The sequence below is a fragment of the Streptomyces sp. NPDC057428 genome (assembly GCF_042803195.1).
Taxonomy (GTDB): domain Bacteria; phylum Actinomycetota; class Actinomycetes; order Streptomycetales; family Streptomycetaceae; genus Streptomyces.
This window is the reverse complement of the sequence record NZ_JBHVCT010000002.1, coordinates 168,501-183,148: the sequence shown is the minus strand read 5'-3', so window position 1 is coordinate 183,148 and position 14,648 is coordinate 168,501. Positions and strand designations below refer to the sequence as shown.

Annotated in this window: 15 protein-coding genes; 6 read left to right on the top strand and 9 right to left on the bottom strand. The window is 71.0% G+C overall.

From position 1 onward, the window contains the following. Positions 1-45: 45 nt before the first annotated feature. Positions 46-789 (bottom strand): isocitrate lyase/phosphoenolpyruvate mutase family protein, encoded by a 744-nt coding sequence (locus tag ACFU5K_RS01760; RefSeq protein WP_384055099.1) that lies wholly within the window; start codon positions 787-789, stop codon positions 46-48. 75 nt (positions 790-864) lie between these two features. Further along, the gene (locus tag ACFU5K_RS01755; RefSeq protein ID WP_384055102.1) at positions 865-1,371 is read right to left on the bottom strand and encodes a carboxymuconolactone decarboxylase family protein; all 507 of its coding nucleotides are present in this window, start codon (positions 1,369-1,371) and stop codon (positions 865-867) included. 47 nt (positions 1,372-1,418) lie between these two features. On the opposite strand from ACFU5K_RS01755, the gene ACFU5K_RS01750 reads away from it, so the two are divergent. From ACFU5K_RS01750 to ACFU5K_RS01740, 3 genes are all read left to right on the top strand, one after another. After that, positions 1,419-2,819 (top strand): PLP-dependent aminotransferase family protein, encoded by a 1,401-nt coding sequence (locus ACFU5K_RS01750; protein WP_384055104.1) that lies wholly within the window; start codon positions 1,419-1,421, stop codon positions 2,817-2,819. Between the two features lie 168 nt (positions 2,820-2,987). Next, the gene (locus ACFU5K_RS01745; RefSeq protein ID WP_384055107.1) at positions 2,988-3,263 is read left to right on the top strand and encodes a hypothetical protein; all 276 of its coding nucleotides are present in this window, start codon (positions 2,988-2,990) and stop codon (positions 3,261-3,263) included. A 6-nt stretch (positions 3,264-3,269) separates the two neighbouring features. Beyond that, complete coding sequence (locus tag ACFU5K_RS01740) at positions 3,270-4,457, top strand: glutathionylspermidine synthase family protein (RefSeq protein ID WP_384055109.1); 1,188 nt, start codon at positions 3,270-3,272, stop codon at positions 4,455-4,457. Between the two features lie 15 nt (positions 4,458-4,472). On the opposite strand, the gene rocD is transcribed toward ACFU5K_RS01740, so the two are convergent. The 4 genes from rocD to ACFU5K_RS01720 all read right to left on the bottom strand — a co-directional run bounded on the left by rocD (position 4,473) and on the right by ACFU5K_RS01720 (position 8,278). Further along, entirely contained in the window at positions 4,473-5,678 is a 1,206-nt protein-coding gene (rocD, locus tag ACFU5K_RS01735) for an ornithine--oxo-acid transaminase (protein ID WP_384055112.1), read from the bottom strand. Between the two features lie 103 nt (positions 5,679-5,781). Beyond that, positions 5,782-6,555: a hypothetical protein gene (locus ACFU5K_RS01730; protein WP_384055114.1), complete on the bottom strand. Its 774-nt coding sequence runs from the start codon at positions 6,553-6,555 to the stop codon at positions 5,782-5,784. Between the two features lie 105 nt (positions 6,556-6,660). Continuing rightward, positions 6,661-7,548, bottom strand: a complete 888-nt coding sequence (locus ACFU5K_RS01725; protein ID WP_384055117.1) for a hypothetical protein — start codon at positions 7,546-7,548, stop codon at positions 6,661-6,663. A gap of 22 nt (positions 7,549-7,570) precedes the next feature. Continuing rightward, positions 7,571-8,278 (bottom strand): RNA polymerase sigma factor, encoded by a 708-nt coding sequence (locus tag ACFU5K_RS01720; protein WP_384055120.1) that lies wholly within the window; start codon positions 8,276-8,278, stop codon positions 7,571-7,573. A 54-nt stretch (positions 8,279-8,332) separates the two neighbouring features. On the opposite strand from ACFU5K_RS01720, the gene trpS reads away from it, so the two are divergent. Both trpS and ACFU5K_RS01710 read left to right on the top strand, forming a co-directional pair. Further along, positions 8,333-9,346: a tryptophan--tRNA ligase gene (gene trpS, locus ACFU5K_RS01715; RefSeq protein WP_384055123.1), complete on the top strand. Its 1,014-nt coding sequence runs from the start codon at positions 8,333-8,335 to the stop codon at positions 9,344-9,346. Between the two features lie 90 nt (positions 9,347-9,436). Next, the gene (locus tag ACFU5K_RS01710; RefSeq protein ID WP_384055126.1) at positions 9,437-10,027 is read left to right on the top strand and encodes a 2'-5' RNA ligase family protein; all 591 of its coding nucleotides are present in this window, start codon (positions 9,437-9,439) and stop codon (positions 10,025-10,027) included. Between the two features lie 40 nt (positions 10,028-10,067). Here ACFU5K_RS01710 and ACFU5K_RS01705 read toward each other — a convergent pair whose 3' ends face one another. Beyond that, on the bottom strand, positions 10,068-10,826 hold the full coding sequence (locus tag ACFU5K_RS01705; RefSeq protein ID WP_384055129.1) for a decaprenylphospho-beta-D-erythro-pentofuranosid-2-ulose 2-reductase: 759 nt from the start codon (positions 10,824-10,826) through the stop codon (positions 10,068-10,070). 100 nt (positions 10,827-10,926) lie between these two features. After that, the gene (locus tag ACFU5K_RS01700; RefSeq protein ID WP_384055132.1) at positions 10,927-12,276 is read right to left on the bottom strand and encodes an FAD-binding oxidoreductase; all 1,350 of its coding nucleotides are present in this window, start codon (positions 12,274-12,276) and stop codon (positions 10,927-10,929) included. A gap of 128 nt (positions 12,277-12,404) precedes the next feature. On the opposite strand from ACFU5K_RS01700, the gene ACFU5K_RS01695 reads away from it, so the two are divergent. Continuing rightward, positions 12,405-13,334 carry a YihY/virulence factor BrkB family protein gene (locus tag ACFU5K_RS01695; RefSeq protein ID WP_384055135.1) on the top strand — a complete coding sequence of 310 codons (930 nt, stop codon included), beginning with the start codon at positions 12,405-12,407 and terminating at the stop codon, positions 13,332-13,334. Here ACFU5K_RS01695 and ACFU5K_RS01690 read toward each other — a convergent pair. Beyond that, complete coding sequence (locus ACFU5K_RS01690) at positions 13,282-14,529, bottom strand: D-alanyl-D-alanine carboxypeptidase family protein (protein ID WP_384055138.1); 1,248 nt, start codon at positions 14,527-14,529, stop codon at positions 13,282-13,284. The two genes, ACFU5K_RS01695 and ACFU5K_RS01690, sit on opposite strands and share 53 nt — an antisense overlap. Positions 14,530-14,648: the final 119 nt, after the last annotated feature.

Here is a 14,648-nt window from a genome sequence, read left to right as displayed (position 1 = left end):
GCCCCCGGCAGCGACTGCTGCCGGGGGCGCCCTGGTACGTGCCTCTCAGTGACCGGCGAGCCGGTCTGCGAGGCCGCGCACGGCTTCCGCGGCCCTGCGCTGAAGCTGGGGCCCGAAGGTGACGCGTGCCGCGCCCAGTTCACCGAGCCGGCGGCTGGTGGACGGCCCGTCGGGTGCGCCGAGCGCGTTCAGCGGCACGGTCAGGGCCGCGGCCACCCGGGGGAGGGAATCCGCCGGGGCCATGATCGGGTAGACGCAGTCCGCACCGGCTTCGGCGTAGAGGCGGGCGCGGGCGATCGTGTCCGACTCCGCCTCGGCGTCCGTCGCGCCCGGGGTGCCGTGGATGTACGTGTCGACGCGTGCGTTCACGAAGAGGAGGCCGCCCGCCGCGGCGCGTACCTCAGCCAGCCGGTCGGCATGCTTCCGCGGTTCCACGAGGACGCCGTCGGCCGAGTCCTCCAGATTGCAGCCGACCGCACCGGCTTCCAGCAGCCGCCCGACGAGTTCGTCCGGGGCCAGCCCGTAGCCGCCCTCGATGTCCGCCGACACGGGAACGGACACCGCTCGCGTGATCCTGGCCACCGCCGCGAACATCTCGGCCGCGGGGGTCTGCCCGTCGGCGTACCCGAGCGACGCCGCGACACCCGCGCTCGGGGTGGCCAGGGCGGGAAAGCCCGCTTCCTCGAAGGCCCGGGCGCTCGGGACGTCCCACGGGCCCGGCAGGACCAGCGGGTCACCGGGCGGGCGGCCGTGGTGCAGTGCGCGGAAGAGGGCAGCGGACTGGGTCATCGGTACTCCGGGTCTGTGGGGGGACGTGCGGGCGGCGGAAACCGGTGTGGCAGGCCCGATCGCGGACGGCTCGGCTCAATGGCTGCCGGGGGTGTAGTGCCCCGGGGTCAGCCGGAAGGTCACGCCGAAGCGGTTCCAGGCGTTGATCACCGTGATGGCCGCGATCAGCTGGACGAGCTCGGCCTCCTCGAACTGCGCGGCCGCCTTCGCGTACACCTCGTCCGGGACGAATCCGTTGGTCAGGACCGTCACCGCCTCCGTCAGCTCGATCGCCGCCAGCTCCTTCTCCGTGTAGAAGTGCAGCGACTCCCGCCAGGCGCTGAGCTGGATGACGCGCTCGACGGACTCCCCGGCCGCGAGAGCGTCCTTGGTGTGCATGTCCAGGCAGAACGCGCAGTGGTTGAGCTGCGAGGCGCGGATCTTGACCAGTTCGAGGAGCTTCGGCTCGACGCCCTTACGGGACGCGGCGTCCAGCCGGACCATGGCCTTGTAGACGTCGGGGGCGAGCTGGGCCCACTGCAGGCGGGTCGGGTGCTCGGGGGCGTACTCGGAGGTGGCGTGGTCCTGTGTGTTCGTCGTCATGCGTACGACGCTACGCGTCGGGTGGCGCAGCGGTATGGTCCATTTCCATGAAGGATTCCTGGGCCGCTTTCGGAGCCGACCTGCATATCGAACCGTTCGGCGCCGGTCTGCGCAGCGGGCTGATGAACGCGTTGCGGGAGGCCGTCCGCACCGGCCGGCTGGCGCCCGGCACCCGGCTGCCCTCCTCGCGGACGCTGGCCCTCGACCTCGGGATCGCCCGCAACACCGTCGCCGACGCCTACGCCGACCTGGTTGCGGAGGGCTGGCTCACCGCCCGGCAGGGCTCGGGGACGAGGGTCGCCCAGCGGGCCGACGCGGCCGGGCCGAAGGCCCACCGTGCCCCGTCCCGGCAGGTGCGGCGGCGGCCCGCCCACAATCTGATGCCCGGATCGCCGGACCTCTCGACCTTCCCGCGCGCCGAATGGCTCAAGGCGTCGAAGCGCGCCCTCACCGTCGCACCCGACCAGGCCTTCGGTTACGACGATCCGCAGGGTCGCATCGAGCTGAGGACGGTCCTGGCCGACTATCTGGCGCGGGCGCGCGGGGTCTACGCCGCCCCGGAACGCATCGTGATCTGTTCCGGATTCGCCCACGGGCTGGCCCTGATGGGCCAGGTGCTGCGGCAGCGCGGCGTGCGGGAGGCGGCCGTCGAGTCGAGCGGGCTCGACATCCACCGGGACCTGTTGAACGGAGCCGGCCTGGGCACCCCGTGTCTCGCGGTGGACGAACTGGGGGCCCGGACCGGCGAGCTCGGCGGGATGCGTCGCGTGGGAGCGGCCCTGCTGACTCCGGCCCACCAGTTCCCCACGGGCGTCCCGCTCCATCCCGACCGGCGAGCGGCGGCGGTCGACTGGGCACGCTCCTCGGGCGGCCTGATCCTGGAGGACGACTACGACGGCGAATTCCGCTACGACCGGCAGCCGGTGGGCGCACTCCAAGGGCTCGACCCGGAACGGGTCGTCTACCTGGGCACCGCCAGCAAGTCGCTGGCGCCGGGCCTCAGGCTGGCTTGGATGGTGCTGCCGGAGGGGCTCGTGCGGGAGGTCTGCGGCGCCAAGGGCGGCCCCGAGTGGATGACCGGGTCGCTGGACCAGCTGACCCTCGCGGAGTTCATCGCGTCCGGTGCGTACGACCGGCACGTGCGTGCCATGCGTCTGCGCTACAGGCGCCGGCGGGACCAACTCGTCGCCACACTCGCCGAGCGGGCGCCGGGCTTCCGGGTGAGCGGCATCGCGGCCGGGCTGCACGCCGTGCTCGAACTCCCCGCGGGGGCCGAGCACTCCGTGGTTCAGGCGGCCACCTGGCAGGGCCTTGCGCTGGAAGGGCTCTCCCGCTTCGGGCACCCGGATGCGGACGCGCGGCGCGACGGCCTCGTCATCGGCTACGGCACCCCGTCGGACAGCGGCTGGGCGGGGGCGCTGGACGCGCTCTGCCGCGTACTGCCCTAGGGAGAGACGTCGAGAACGCGGATGCCGGGAAGGGCGGTCGGCATATCCGGATATGCGGGCGGAGCCGGCGGGGCCTGGTTTCAGCCGACGGGAGCAGGCATCTAATCTGACTGGCAGCTCGCAGGCGGAACGGCGCCCGCGCGCGGACACGACGGGGGAGAAGAGAACATGGACAAGCGCAAGCTGAGGTCCGGCACCGTGGTGCTCGGCGGCATGGGGGTCCTCGCGGCCACGCTCACGGCCTGCAGTTCGGAACCGGACGAGCGGTGTGTCGACCGGGTGACCCAGGAGATCCTGCCGAGCTACGAATGCAGTGACAGCGACGGCCACGGCACCTACTACTACGGCGGCAGCAGCCACAACAACAGGGTCTCGGGCGGCAGTTTCAACAGGTCCGCGGTCGAACGCCACGGATTCGGCTCCTCCGGCTCCAGCGGCGGCTGACCCGACATGGAACGCCGCACCATCGAGCCACGCCCCGGCTGGCAGCAGATCGTCGAGGAGCAGGGGCTGGTCTACCCCCTCACACGCTATCCGGACGACTCACTGCGCCCGTACTGGGACGAGAGCGCCTACTACGTCTTCTCGCTGCCCGAGGTCGAGGCGCTGGAAGAAGTCGTGGAGGAACTCCACGCGATGTGTCTGGCGGCCGCCGCGCACATAGTCGAGCACGGCCGCTTCGCCGCTCTCGGCATCACCGACGCGCGCCTGGCCGGGCTGATTGCCGAGTCCTGGCGGCGCCGCGCCGAACTCCCCTCCGTCTACGGCCGATTCGACCTCCGGTACGACGGGACCGGCCCGGCGAAGATGCTGGAATACAACGCCGACACCCCCACGTCGCTGGTGGAGGCCGCCAGCCCCCAGTGGTTCTGGATGGAGGACCGCTTTCCCGGTGCGGACCAGTGGAACTCCCTCCACGAACGCCTCGTCGATGCGTGGAGGAAGCAGGCCCCACTGCTTCCTCCCGGCCCGCTGCACTTCGCCCACTCCGACGGCGACGAACTGGGCGAGGACCTGATGACGGTCGCCTACCTGCGGGAGACCGCAGCGCAGGCCGGCATCGACACCCAGGCTCTCTCCGTCGAGAGCATCGGCTGGGACCGGCTGTCCGGCCGCTTCGTCGACGAACGGCTCGGCTTCATCCGCAGCTGCTTCAAGCTCTACCCCTGGGAATGGCTGGCAACGGACCGCTTCGGGCCGCACGTGCTGGACACCCTCGACAACGGCGGTGGCACCGGCAGCACCTGCTGGATCGAACCGGCCTGGAAGATGCTCCTCTCCAACAAGGCGCTCCTGGCCATCCTCTGGGAGCTCTACCCCGGTCATCCCAACCTCCTCCCGGCCTACCTCGACGGCCCCCGCGAACTGGCCGGGGCCGACGGCGCGGGATACGTCGCCAAGCCGTTGCTGGGCCGCGAGGGCGCCGGGGTCACCGTTCACGATCCTGGCGGCGCACCGGTACGACGGGACGAACCCTGCTGCTATCAGGAGCTGGCCCCGCTGCCCGACTTCGCGGGCAACCGCGTGGTACTCGGTGCCTGGGTGGTGGGTGACGAGGCCGCAGGGCTGGGCATCCGGGAATCCGCGGGACTGATCACGGACGAATACGCCCGGTTCCTTCCCCACGTCATCCTCTGAACCCAGCCCCTTGGTTCAGCCCGCCAGGACCCCGCGAAGCTGATCCAGTCCCCAGTCCAGGTCCTCCTTGCTGATCACCAGCGGCGGGGCGATGCGGATGGTGGAGCCGTGGGTGTCCTTGACCAGAACGCCCCGGTCCATCAGCTTCTCCGAGATCTCCCGCCCGGTGCCGAGGGTGGGGGAGACGTCGACGCCGGCCCACAGACCCCGGCCACGCACGGCCTCCACCGCGCCGCCACCGGTCAGCAGCCCCAGCTCGCGGTGGAGATGGTCACCCAGCTCCGCCGCGCGCTCCTGGAACTCCCCGGTGCGCAGCATGGCCACCACCTCCAGGGCGACCGCGCAGGCGAGTGGGTTCCCTCCGAACGTCGACCCGTGTTCGCCGGGCTTGAAGACACCCAGGATCGCGGCGGACGACACGACGGCCGAGACGGGAACGACGCCACCGCCCAGCGCCTTGCCCAGCACGTACATGTCGGGCACCACACCCTCGTGCTCACATGCGAAGGTCCTGCCCGTACGGCCGAGACCGGACTGGATCTCATCCGCGATGAACAGCACATTCCGCTCACGGGTCATCTCCCGCACACCCGCCAGATAGCCCGGCGGCGGCACCAGCACACCCGCCTCGCCCTGGATCGGCTCCATCAGCACGGCCACGGTGTTGTCGGTCATCGCAGCCGACAGCGCGGTCAGGTCCCCGTACGGCACCACCTCGAACCCTGGTGTGTACGGACCGAAGTCCGCCCGCGCCTCGTGATCGGTGGAGAAACTGACGATCGTGGTCGTCCGGCCGTGGAAGTTGCCGGCGGCAACGATGATCTTCGCCGTCCCGTCCAGGAGTCCCTTGACGCGGTAGCCCCATTTGCGGGCCGTCTTCACCGCCGTCTCGACGGCCTCCGCCCCGGTGTTCATGGGCAGGACCATCTCCATGCCGCAGAGCTCGGCGAGCTGGGTGCAGAAGTCGGCGAAACGGTCGTGGTGGAAGGCGCGCGACGTCAGCGTCACCCGCTCGAGCTGGGCCTTGGCGGCGTCGATCAAACGCCTGTTGCCGTGACCGAAGTTGAGCGCGGAATAGCCGGCCAGCATGTCGAGATAGCGGCGCCCTTCGACATCGGTCATCCAGGCGCCCTCGGCCGAAGCGACGACGACGGGCAACGGGTGGTAGTTGTGCGCGCTGTGCTCCTCGGCGGAGGCGATGGCGGTTTCCGTGGTCGACACGGGATCTCCGTTCGTCGTGCGGCGTGGGCGGGGGTGGTGCCCACTTTGTATCGTCGGTCGGATCGGAGGCGGGGAAACATTCACTCTGCGGCGCGCCTCCTGCTCAGCCTTCCAGCAGTTCCTGGCGGTGCTCTGAGCGCCGTCGGCCGGGCGACCGCGGCTGCAGTGCCGCCAGGGTCAGCAGTGAACCAGCGACGAGACCCGGTATCGCCCACCACCAGCGGTCCAGCCGCCCATGTGTCGAAGACCCTGTGCTCCGGGGTGTCAGCGCGGACGCGGGCGTCGCTGCCGGCTCCGGGCTCTTCGTCCGTCCGAACGGGCCCTGGCTCTCCCATGGCTCGGGAAAGAGGGCCGGAGCCGCCTTCGCGCCGTCAGCCCTTCCCATCAGGCCCAGCTCCTTGAGGAGCCGGACCAACTCACCCGGCTCCGCTGCCCGGTGCCAATAGCCCTTGTACGAGTCCGGAACTCCGGTGGCCGTGTGGATCCAGACGGTGTCCCGGTCCTCCCCGGGGAAGACCCGGTCCGTCCTGGTCGGCTGCAGATCGAGCGCCATCCAGGTGACATTGACCTGTCGGGTCCCCACCGAGCCGTCCGACGACGAGGGCTGGGTGCGCGTTCCCTTACCGCCGGGGCCGAGAAGCCTCTCCAGCGAGCGATACCTCGCATCGGAGCCGGACAGGGCGGCAACCTCTCCGCGGGACGGCGAGGTGATCAACACACTCGTCGGCCCACCCGCCGAGGCCTGCGGCGCCTGCAGCAGCCCCAGCCCCAGACCCGGCCCCAGCACCGCCGCGAGAACGGCGGTCCTCCGCGCCCACCCGGCAGTCCTGCCCGCCCAGCTCCGCGCTGTCCCCGAACCGTGCCGCTGTCGTCGCATGCCGCCCCCTGACCGCCCTGCCCGGACTTCCCGGACAGCATCACCTCGGATACACCGCCCGCAGCCCGTCGGTTCCGCCCTGTGGCCGGACACTTCCGGATCTGCTCAGAGCGTCGACTCGGCGATCGCCCGAGCCCGGTCGCGGTCGTCCACACCCTCCAGGCGGAAGGTGATCCGCTCGTCCCGCGTCCACAACAACGTCGGTCCAGCGGTGCGTTCGGATCTGATCCACCGGTCGCCGTCCTCGCCGATCATCATGAACTCGAGGAGGTGCGGCTCGGCGATCCACGCCGCGTATGCCGGACCAGGCGGCATTCCACCGGACGGATCACCCCGGTCGTCGGATTGGCCACCCCGGCCGTGGGATGAACCGTCCGAGGCCTCGGCCGAACCGCCCCGGTCGAGCCCGAGCCACTCGGAGCGGACTCGGACCTGCTTGATGAAGTACGGATCCAGACCCGACGCGAACTCATCGAGCCGTACGGTCCGCCCGCCCTCCTGCCAGCAGAGCGTGATCATCGACCGGCCTTCCGGAAGTCGCGTGACCGCCACGGAGTCCGGTCTCCCGAGCTCATGGGGCACCACCGGACGGAAGTCCGCCGACCGGAGGGCCTCGTGCATGGACACGGGAGCCCCGCAGCCCGGTGCGCCGGGCCCCTGCCGGTTCGACGGGGTCCCCGGCGCATACCGCACCCGGACCCCGCCGAAGTCGAACCACTCGACGACGGTCGCCCGGACCGGCGGGGTGAGCACGAGCACGACGAGCAGTCCCGAAAGCGCGGCTGCGAGCAGCCGGGCGTGGTCCCGGAACCACGCGCCGACCAGCTCCCGGCGCCGCACGGGTTCCCGCACGGGAGCGGGCACCGCCTCCGCGACGATCCGGGCCAGGACCCTCTCGGCCATGGTCGAGCCGTCGGTCTCCGGAATGTCGAGCCCGTCGCGCAGGGCCAGCAGATCCGCCCGCAGCCGCTCCCCGCGCCGGTCGTCGTCCACCCCGGGACGCTCAGGATCACCCTCACCCGTCGCCCTTCGCACCGCTCTCACCCCCTTCCCGATCCGGACCCAGCTGACCGCCGAGCCGCCGCTCGAGATTCTTCAGTGCGCGGTTCAGCCGGGACTTCACCGTCCCCCGCGGCCAGCCGAGCGCCTGCGCGGTCTCCGCCTCGTCCATCTCCAGCAGATAGCGATACGTGACCACCTGTCGCTGCACCTCGCTCAGCTCGCCCAGCGCCTCCGCCAGCAAGGCCTTCCGCTCCTCGGCCAGGGCCGCCACCGCCGGGTCGGCCGACTCGGGTATCACCGGATCCACGCCCCGGCAGCGCGCTTCCCGCCCGGCCACCGCCCGCGCCCTGCCCGCCGAGCGCAGCGTGTTTTTCGTCTCATTCATCACGATGCGCAGCAGCCACGGGCGGAAGGACGCCTCGTCCCGGAAACGCCCCAGGGCCTGGTACGCCTTGAAGAAGGCGGACTGCACCACGTCCTCGGCATCCGCACCGGCCCCGAAGGCGACCGCGGCGCGCAGCGCGACACCGGTGTGGGCGCGCACCAGCTGCGCGTATGCCCCGGCATCCCCGGCGCGTACGCGCGCGATCACCGCGGACTCGCCGTCGGAGCCGCCCGCCGGAACCGTCGCGGCACGCCCGAGATCACTGCCGCCGCCCTCGCCATCGATGGCGCGGCCCCCCTCCAAGCCCGGCTGTGGAGCCCCTCCCCGCGTCCTCACATCTTTCCTACACCGGCTGCCGGGGATTGGTTCCACACCTGAGACAATGAAGGCATGGCCTCTGATCGACCCCGCGTGCTTTCCGGAATCCAGCCCACCGCAGGCTCGTTCCACCTCGGCAACTATCTCGGTGCGGTCCGCCAGTGGGTGGCGCTGCAGGAGTCCCACGACGCCTTCTACATGGTGGTGGACCTGCACGCGATCACCGTCCCGCAGGACCCCCGTGAACTCCGCGCGAACACCCGCCTCGCCGCCGCCCAGTTGCTGGCGGCCGGACTCGACCCCGAGCGGTGCACGCTGTTCGTCCAGAGCCATGTCCCCGAACACGCCCAGCTGGGCTGGATCATGAACTGCCTCACAGGCTTCGGCGAGGCGTCCCGCATGACGCAGTTCAAGGACAAGTCCGCCAAGCAGGGGGCCGACCGGGCGACCGTCGGCCTCTTCACCTACCCGGTGCTCCAGGTCGCCGACATCCTGCTCTACCAGGCGAACCAGGTCCCGGTGGGCGAGGACCAGCGTCAGCACATCGAGCTCACGCGTGACCTGGCGGAGCGTTTCAACGGCCGCTACGGCGAGACGTTCACCATCCCGGCGCCGTACATCCTCAAGGAGACGGCGAAGATCTTCGACCTGCAGGACCCGGCGGTCAAGATGAGCAAGTCGGCGTCCACCCCCAAGGGCCTGATCAATCTCCTGGACGACCCGAAGGTCACCGCCAAGAAGGTCAGGAGCGCGGTGACGGACACGGACACCGTGATCCGTTTCGACGCGGAGAAGAAGCCGGGCGTCAGCAACCTCCTGGGCATCTACTCCACACTCACAGGCACGGCGATCGCCGAGCTGGAACGGAAGTACGAGGGCAAGGGCTACGGCGCGCTCAAGACCGACCTCGCCGAGGTCATGGTGGAGTTCGTCACCCCGTTCCGGACCCGGACGCAGGAATATCTGGACGACCCCGAGACGCTGGACTCCCTCCTGGCCAAGGGAGCGGAGAAGGCGCGGGCCGTCGCCGCCGAGACGCTCGCACAGACCTACGACCGTATGGGTCTTCTGCCCGCGAAGCACTGAGTCCAAGGACTCTGGCGAGATCGCGGCCGAAGGGGCCACACTGACGTCGGCACGACCGAGAACAGACCATCGACGATTGAGGAGAACGATGTGGGGACCGTAACGCTTGGCGTTTCGATCGCGGTCCCGGAGCCTTACGGCAGCCTGCTCCAAGAGCGGCGCGCGAGCTTCGGGGACCCTGCCGCGTACGGCATTCCCACCCACGTCACCCTTCTCCCGCCGACCGAGGCCGAGGCTGCCGACCTTCCGGCGATCGAGACCCACCTGTCACAGATCGCCGCGGCCGGCCGTCCGTTCCCCATGCGGCTGTCGGGCACGGGCACCTTCCGGCCGCTCTCGCCGGTCGTCTTCGTCCAGGTCGTCGAGGGTGCCTCCGCCTGTTCCTGGCTCCAGAAGCGGGTCCGTGAGGCTTCCGGACCGCTCGTACGGGAACTGCAGTTCCCCTACCACCCGCACGTGACCGTCGCGCACGGCATCGCGGAGGCGGCGATGGACCGCGCGTACGAGGAGCTGTCCTCGTACGAGGCGGACTGGACCTGTGGTTCCTTCGCGCTGTACGAACAGGGCACCGACGCCGTGTGGCGCAAGATCAACGAGTTCCCGTTCGGGGACGGCGGCGGCGCGCCCGCGGTACCGGCCCAGGGCGGCAGTGCGGTGGACCAGCCGTCCCTCCGTCCCTGACCCGGACGGGCGCGGTGGCCGTCACGACCACCGCGCCCGTCTAGCGGACCGGCAGCCGCCGGAACAGGGGGCGCGGAACGTGCCGCAGGGCCGACATGACGACCCGCAGCGCACCGGGCACCCACACCGTCTCCGAACGCCGCCGCAGGCCTGCCACGATCGCGTCGGCGACCGCGCCGGGGGTCGTGGCGAGCGGTGCCTCCTCGCGCCCCTCGGTCATCCGGGACCGCACGAATCCGGGGCGTACGACCATCACGTGCACCCCGGTCCCGTGGAGTGCGTCCCCGAGGCCCTGGGCGAAGGCGTCCAGGCCCGCCTTGCTGGAGCCGTAGATGAAGTCCGCGCGACGGGCGCGTTCCCCGGCCACCGACGAGAGCACCACCAGCGAGCCGTGTCCCTGCGCCTGCAGTGCGCCCGCGCACACCAAGCCGGCGGACACCGCCCCCGTGTAGTTGGTCTGCGCCACCCGGACCGCGGAAAGCGGCTCCTCCTCGTCGCGCGCCTGGTCGCCCAGGACGCCGAAGGCCATCAGCACCATGTCGATGTCGCCCTCGGTGAAGAGCTTTCCGAGCACCTCTTCATGGGAGGCGGAGTCGAGCGCGTCAAAGCCGACGGTACGGACGTCGGCCCCCAGTTCGCGCAGATCGGAGGCAGCCCGCTCCAGGGCGGGAGAAGGCCGTCCGGCCAGCCGGACGGTGCGGGTGCGGCGAGCGATCAGCCGCCGCGCGGTGGCCAGTCCGATCTCCGAGGTGCCGCCGAGTACGAGCAGGGACTGCGGGGCACCGAAGGCGTCCTTCAAAGGAAAACTCCTAGCGGGATGACGGGCGATGACAGGGCGCGGACGGGCGGGGAGCCCGGGAGCGGGACACCGGGACAGGGCAGGCGGCCCGCCGGACCGCTCAGAGCGCGAGCCGGCGGGACAGGTCCGAGGTGAAGGCGCCGGAAGGGTCGAGTTCCTGGCGCAAGGCCCGGAAGTCGGGCAGCCGCGGGTACATCGCCTCGGTCAGCTCCGGCCTCAGCCGCGCGTCCTTGGCCAGGAAGACACGCCCGCCCGCCGCCGCCACCTCGTCGTCGAGATCGTCCAGCACTCGGGCGAGCCCCGGCAGCCCGGCGGGCAGCCCGAAGGAGAGCGTCCAGCCGGGAACGGGGAAGGAGAGCCAGCCGGGCCCGCCGTCCCCGAACCGTTCGAGAGTGCCGTGGAAGGCCGGAGTCCGGCGCAGGACGAGACGCCGGACGATGCGGTGCAGGGTCTCCTCGTGGCCGTATCCCAAGGCGAACTGGTACTGGACGAAGCTGCCCGTGCCGCGGACGCGGCGCCAGTCGGGCACGGCGTCCAGGGGGTGGAGGAAGGCCGAGACGCTCCGAAGTGCCCCGGTCCGCGAGGGGAGGGCGCCGCGGTGGCCGAGTTCGGCCAGGAGGGCGCCTGCGGTCCGGCCGAACAGTCCCTCAGGGACGAGGGCGTGGGGCGCGGGACGACGCCCGGGGCGGAGATCCAGCGGTGTGCGCCTGGCGCGCGCCGGTAGCGCGTCGAGGGGCGCGTGCTCTCCCCGCATGACGACGGCCCGCCCGGTCGCCTTTCCGCGCGCAAGGAGGTCGATCCTGGCCGTCGCGTACGGCGAGGCGTCGCCGGAGGTCGCGAGCCGTGCCATCGTCTCGTCCAGGTCCGCCGACCGCACCGTGTCGACCGTCATCAGCGAGGTGCTGACGGGACGCAGGGCCAGAGTGGCGGAGAGGATCACCCCGGTCAGGCCGAGGCCACCCGCGGTCGCGTCGAACAGATCCGTGCCCGGGAGCACCGTGCGTACCTCGCCGTCGGCGGTCAGCAGTTCCAGTGCGCGCACGTGCCGGGCGAAGGTCCCCGCCGTCCGGTGGTTCCTGCCGTGGACGTCCGAGCCGATGGCTCCGCCGACCGTCACCTGACGGGTCGCCGGTGTGACCGGGAGGAACCAGCCGAGCGGGAGCACCGTCTCGATCAGGCGGTGCAGGCTCACCCCGGCTTCGCAGACGACCGTGCCCGCCGCCGGATCGACCGAGCGGATCCGGTCCAGGGCGGTCATGTCGACGACCGAACCTCCCGCGTTCTGTGCCGCGTCGCCGTGCGCCCGGCCGAGCCCCCGGGCGACGACCCCTCTGGGGCCACGGCCCCGGACCGCGACCACGGCTTCTTCGTACGTACGGGGGCGAAACCGCACTGCGGTCGTCGGGGCGGTGCGGCCCCAGCCGGTCAAGGACACCGTGTCGACAGACATGGACGTGACGTTATCGCCAGAGAAAACCCTTTTGAGGGATTTGTTACAGCACTCACCGAAATGGGTGATCGGTGATCCGGAGAGCCCCGGGCACCGGTTTTCCGGCTCCGGAGGGGTACGCGTAGGTCATGGACTGGCTGAAAAGACTCCCCGTCGTCGGGCCGCTCGTCGCACGGCTCATGGAGACGCACGCCTGGCGCTCCTACGAGACTCTGGACCGGGTGCACTGGGCCAGGCTCGCGGCGGCGATCACCTTTCTCAGCTTCCTCGCGCTCTTCCCGCTGATCGCGGTCGGTGCGGCGGTCGGGGCCGCGCTGCTCTCGACCGAGCAGCTGGACAAGATCCAGGACAAGCTCGCCGAGCAGGTGCCCGGCATCTCCGACCAGCTCGGCATCGAGGACCTCGTGGCCCACGCGGGCACCATCGGAGTGGTCGCCGGTCTGCTGCTGCTCTTCACCGGCATCGGCTGGATCGGCTCGATGCGGGACTGTCTGCGCGCGGTGTGGGAGAAGGACGACGTGGTCGAGGGCAACCCGGTCGTCCGCAAGATCAAGGACGCCGGGCTGCTGCTCGGCCTCGGCGGCGCGGCGCTCGTGACCCTCGCCGTCTCCACCGTCGCCTCGACCGCCATCGGCTGGACGGCCGACCGTCTGGGTATCCCGGAGAACGGCGCGGGCGGGATCCTGCTCCAGGTGGCCGCCGTGGCCGTGGCGGTCTGCGCCGACTTCCTGCTGCTCCTCTACCTGCTCACCCTGCTGCCGGGCGTCGAGCCCCCGCGGCGCCGGCTGATCGTCGCCGGACTGGTCGGCGCCGTCGGGTTCGAGATGCTCAAGCTGCTGCTCGGCAGCTATATCCGGGACGTGGCGGCGAAGAGCGTGTACGGCGCCTTCGGCGTGCCCATCGCACTGCTCCTGTGGATCAACTTCAGCGCCAAACTGCTGCTCGTCTGCGCCGCCTGGACGGCGACCCCGAGCAAGGGCGGTGACGGGCCGGAGGCCGAGGAGGTCAGCGACGGGGAAGACGGCGCACCAGGTCCGGCAGCGGCCAGCGCCGGTTGACGAGGAACACCCCGGCCGCCAGGACCACCAGCAGTCCGCCGACGATCGACAGGGCGGTCCAGACCCCGCTGGAGCCCGATGCGGCGGCCGCCGTGGTGGCCGCGTGCTTCTTCTCGGCCTTGTCCGCGCCGGCCGCGGGCGCGGAGTCCTTCGCGGGCCCGGTCACGGCGGACTTCGGAGGGACGAGCTCGCCGACCGGGGTCACCTTGCCGTCCGCCGCGAAGCCCCAGTCGAGCAGGCCGGCGGCCTCCTTGTAGACGGCGTGGCTCTCGTCCGCCGACGGGTGCATGACGGTGACGAGCAGGACCTTGCCGTCGCGCTCGGCGATACCCGTGAAGGTGTTGCCCGCGTGGGTGGTGTAGCCGTTCTTGACCCCGGCGATGCCCTTGTACGGCTCGACACCGATGTCGCCGGTGATCAGGCGGTTGGTGTTCTGGATCTCGAAGGACTCGCGCTTCTTGCCCTTCTTCTGCGCACCCGGGAAGTCCGCCGTCGCCGTCGCTGCGTACTCGCGGAAGTCCGCCTTCTGCATGCCGCTGCGGGCGAACAGCGTCAGGTCGTAGGCGCTGGAGACCTGGTTCGGGGCGTCGTAGCCGTCGGGGGAGACCACCCGGGTGTCGAGAGCCTGCAGTTCCTCGGCGTGCCGCTGCATCGCGGCGACCGTGGCGGGCACGCCGCCGTACATCGCCGACAGCACGTGCACCGCGTCGTTGCCCGAACGCAGGAACACGCCGAGCCACAGGTCGTGCACCGTGTACGCCTGGTCCTCCTTCACGCCGACCAGACTGCTGCCCTCGCCGATCCCGGCCAGTTCCTCCTCGGTCACCATGTGGGTCAGGGACTTCGGCTGCAGGGCGGGCAGGACCGTGTCGGCGAAGAGCATCTTCAGCGTCGAGGCGGGCGGCAGCCGCCAATGGGCGTTGTGCGAGGCGAGTACCTGCCCGTTCTCGGCGTTCGCGACGATCCACGACCGTCCGGTGAGCTTCTTCGGCAGGACCGGGGCGCCGGGGCCCAGCTGGACCTGGGTGCCCACCTCGCCCAGCCGCTCGCCACCCACGGTGGACATGGGACCGGTCGGCTTCGGCTGTTTGTCGTCGGTCTTGTCCTTGTCGGCCGCCCCTGCAGGACCGGCGACACATACGGACAGCAACGCGGCAGAGAGGACCGTCATTACGGTCATTTTCAGAGCAGGCACGGTCGGAAACGTACATGGCGTTGCTGGGGATCGGGACCTGGGTGCCCTGACCCGCCGTGCATTCCGCTTGGACAGCCCACCCCGGGCGACCGGGCCGGAGCGCGGCGGCGATACTGATC

Excerpts from the sequence above, each read along its gene's own strand:
- ACFU5K_RS01760 (WP_384055099.1), bottom strand. The coding sequence starts at position 789 with ATGACCCAGTCCGCTGCCCTCTTCCGCGCACTGCACCACGGCCGCCCG.
- ACFU5K_RS01755 (WP_384055102.1), bottom strand. The coding sequence starts at position 1,371 with ATGACGACGAACACACAGGACCACGCCACCTCCGAGTACGCCCCCGAG.
- ACFU5K_RS01750 (WP_384055104.1), top strand. The coding sequence starts at position 1,419 with ATGAAGGATTCCTGGGCCGCTTTCGGAGCCGACCTGCATATCGAACCG.
- ACFU5K_RS01745 (WP_384055107.1), top strand. The coding sequence starts at position 2,988 with ATGGACAAGCGCAAGCTGAGGTCCGGCACCGTGGTGCTCGGCGGCATG.
- ACFU5K_RS01740 (WP_384055109.1), top strand. The coding sequence starts at position 3,270 with ATGGAACGCCGCACCATCGAGCCACGCCCCGGCTGGCAGCAGATCGTC.
- ACFU5K_RS01730 (WP_384055114.1), bottom strand. The coding sequence starts at position 6,555 with ATGCGACGACAGCGGCACGGTTCGGGGACAGCGCGGAGCTGGGCGGGC.
- trpS (WP_384055123.1), top strand. The coding sequence starts at position 8,333 with ATGGCCTCTGATCGACCCCGCGTGCTTTCCGGAATCCAGCCCACCGCA.
- ACFU5K_RS01700 (WP_384055132.1), bottom strand. The coding sequence starts at position 12,276 with ATGTCTGTCGACACGGTGTCCTTGACCGGCTGGGGCCGCACCGCCCCG.
- ACFU5K_RS01695 (WP_384055135.1), top strand. The coding sequence starts at position 12,405 with ATGGACTGGCTGAAAAGACTCCCCGTCGTCGGGCCGCTCGTCGCACGG.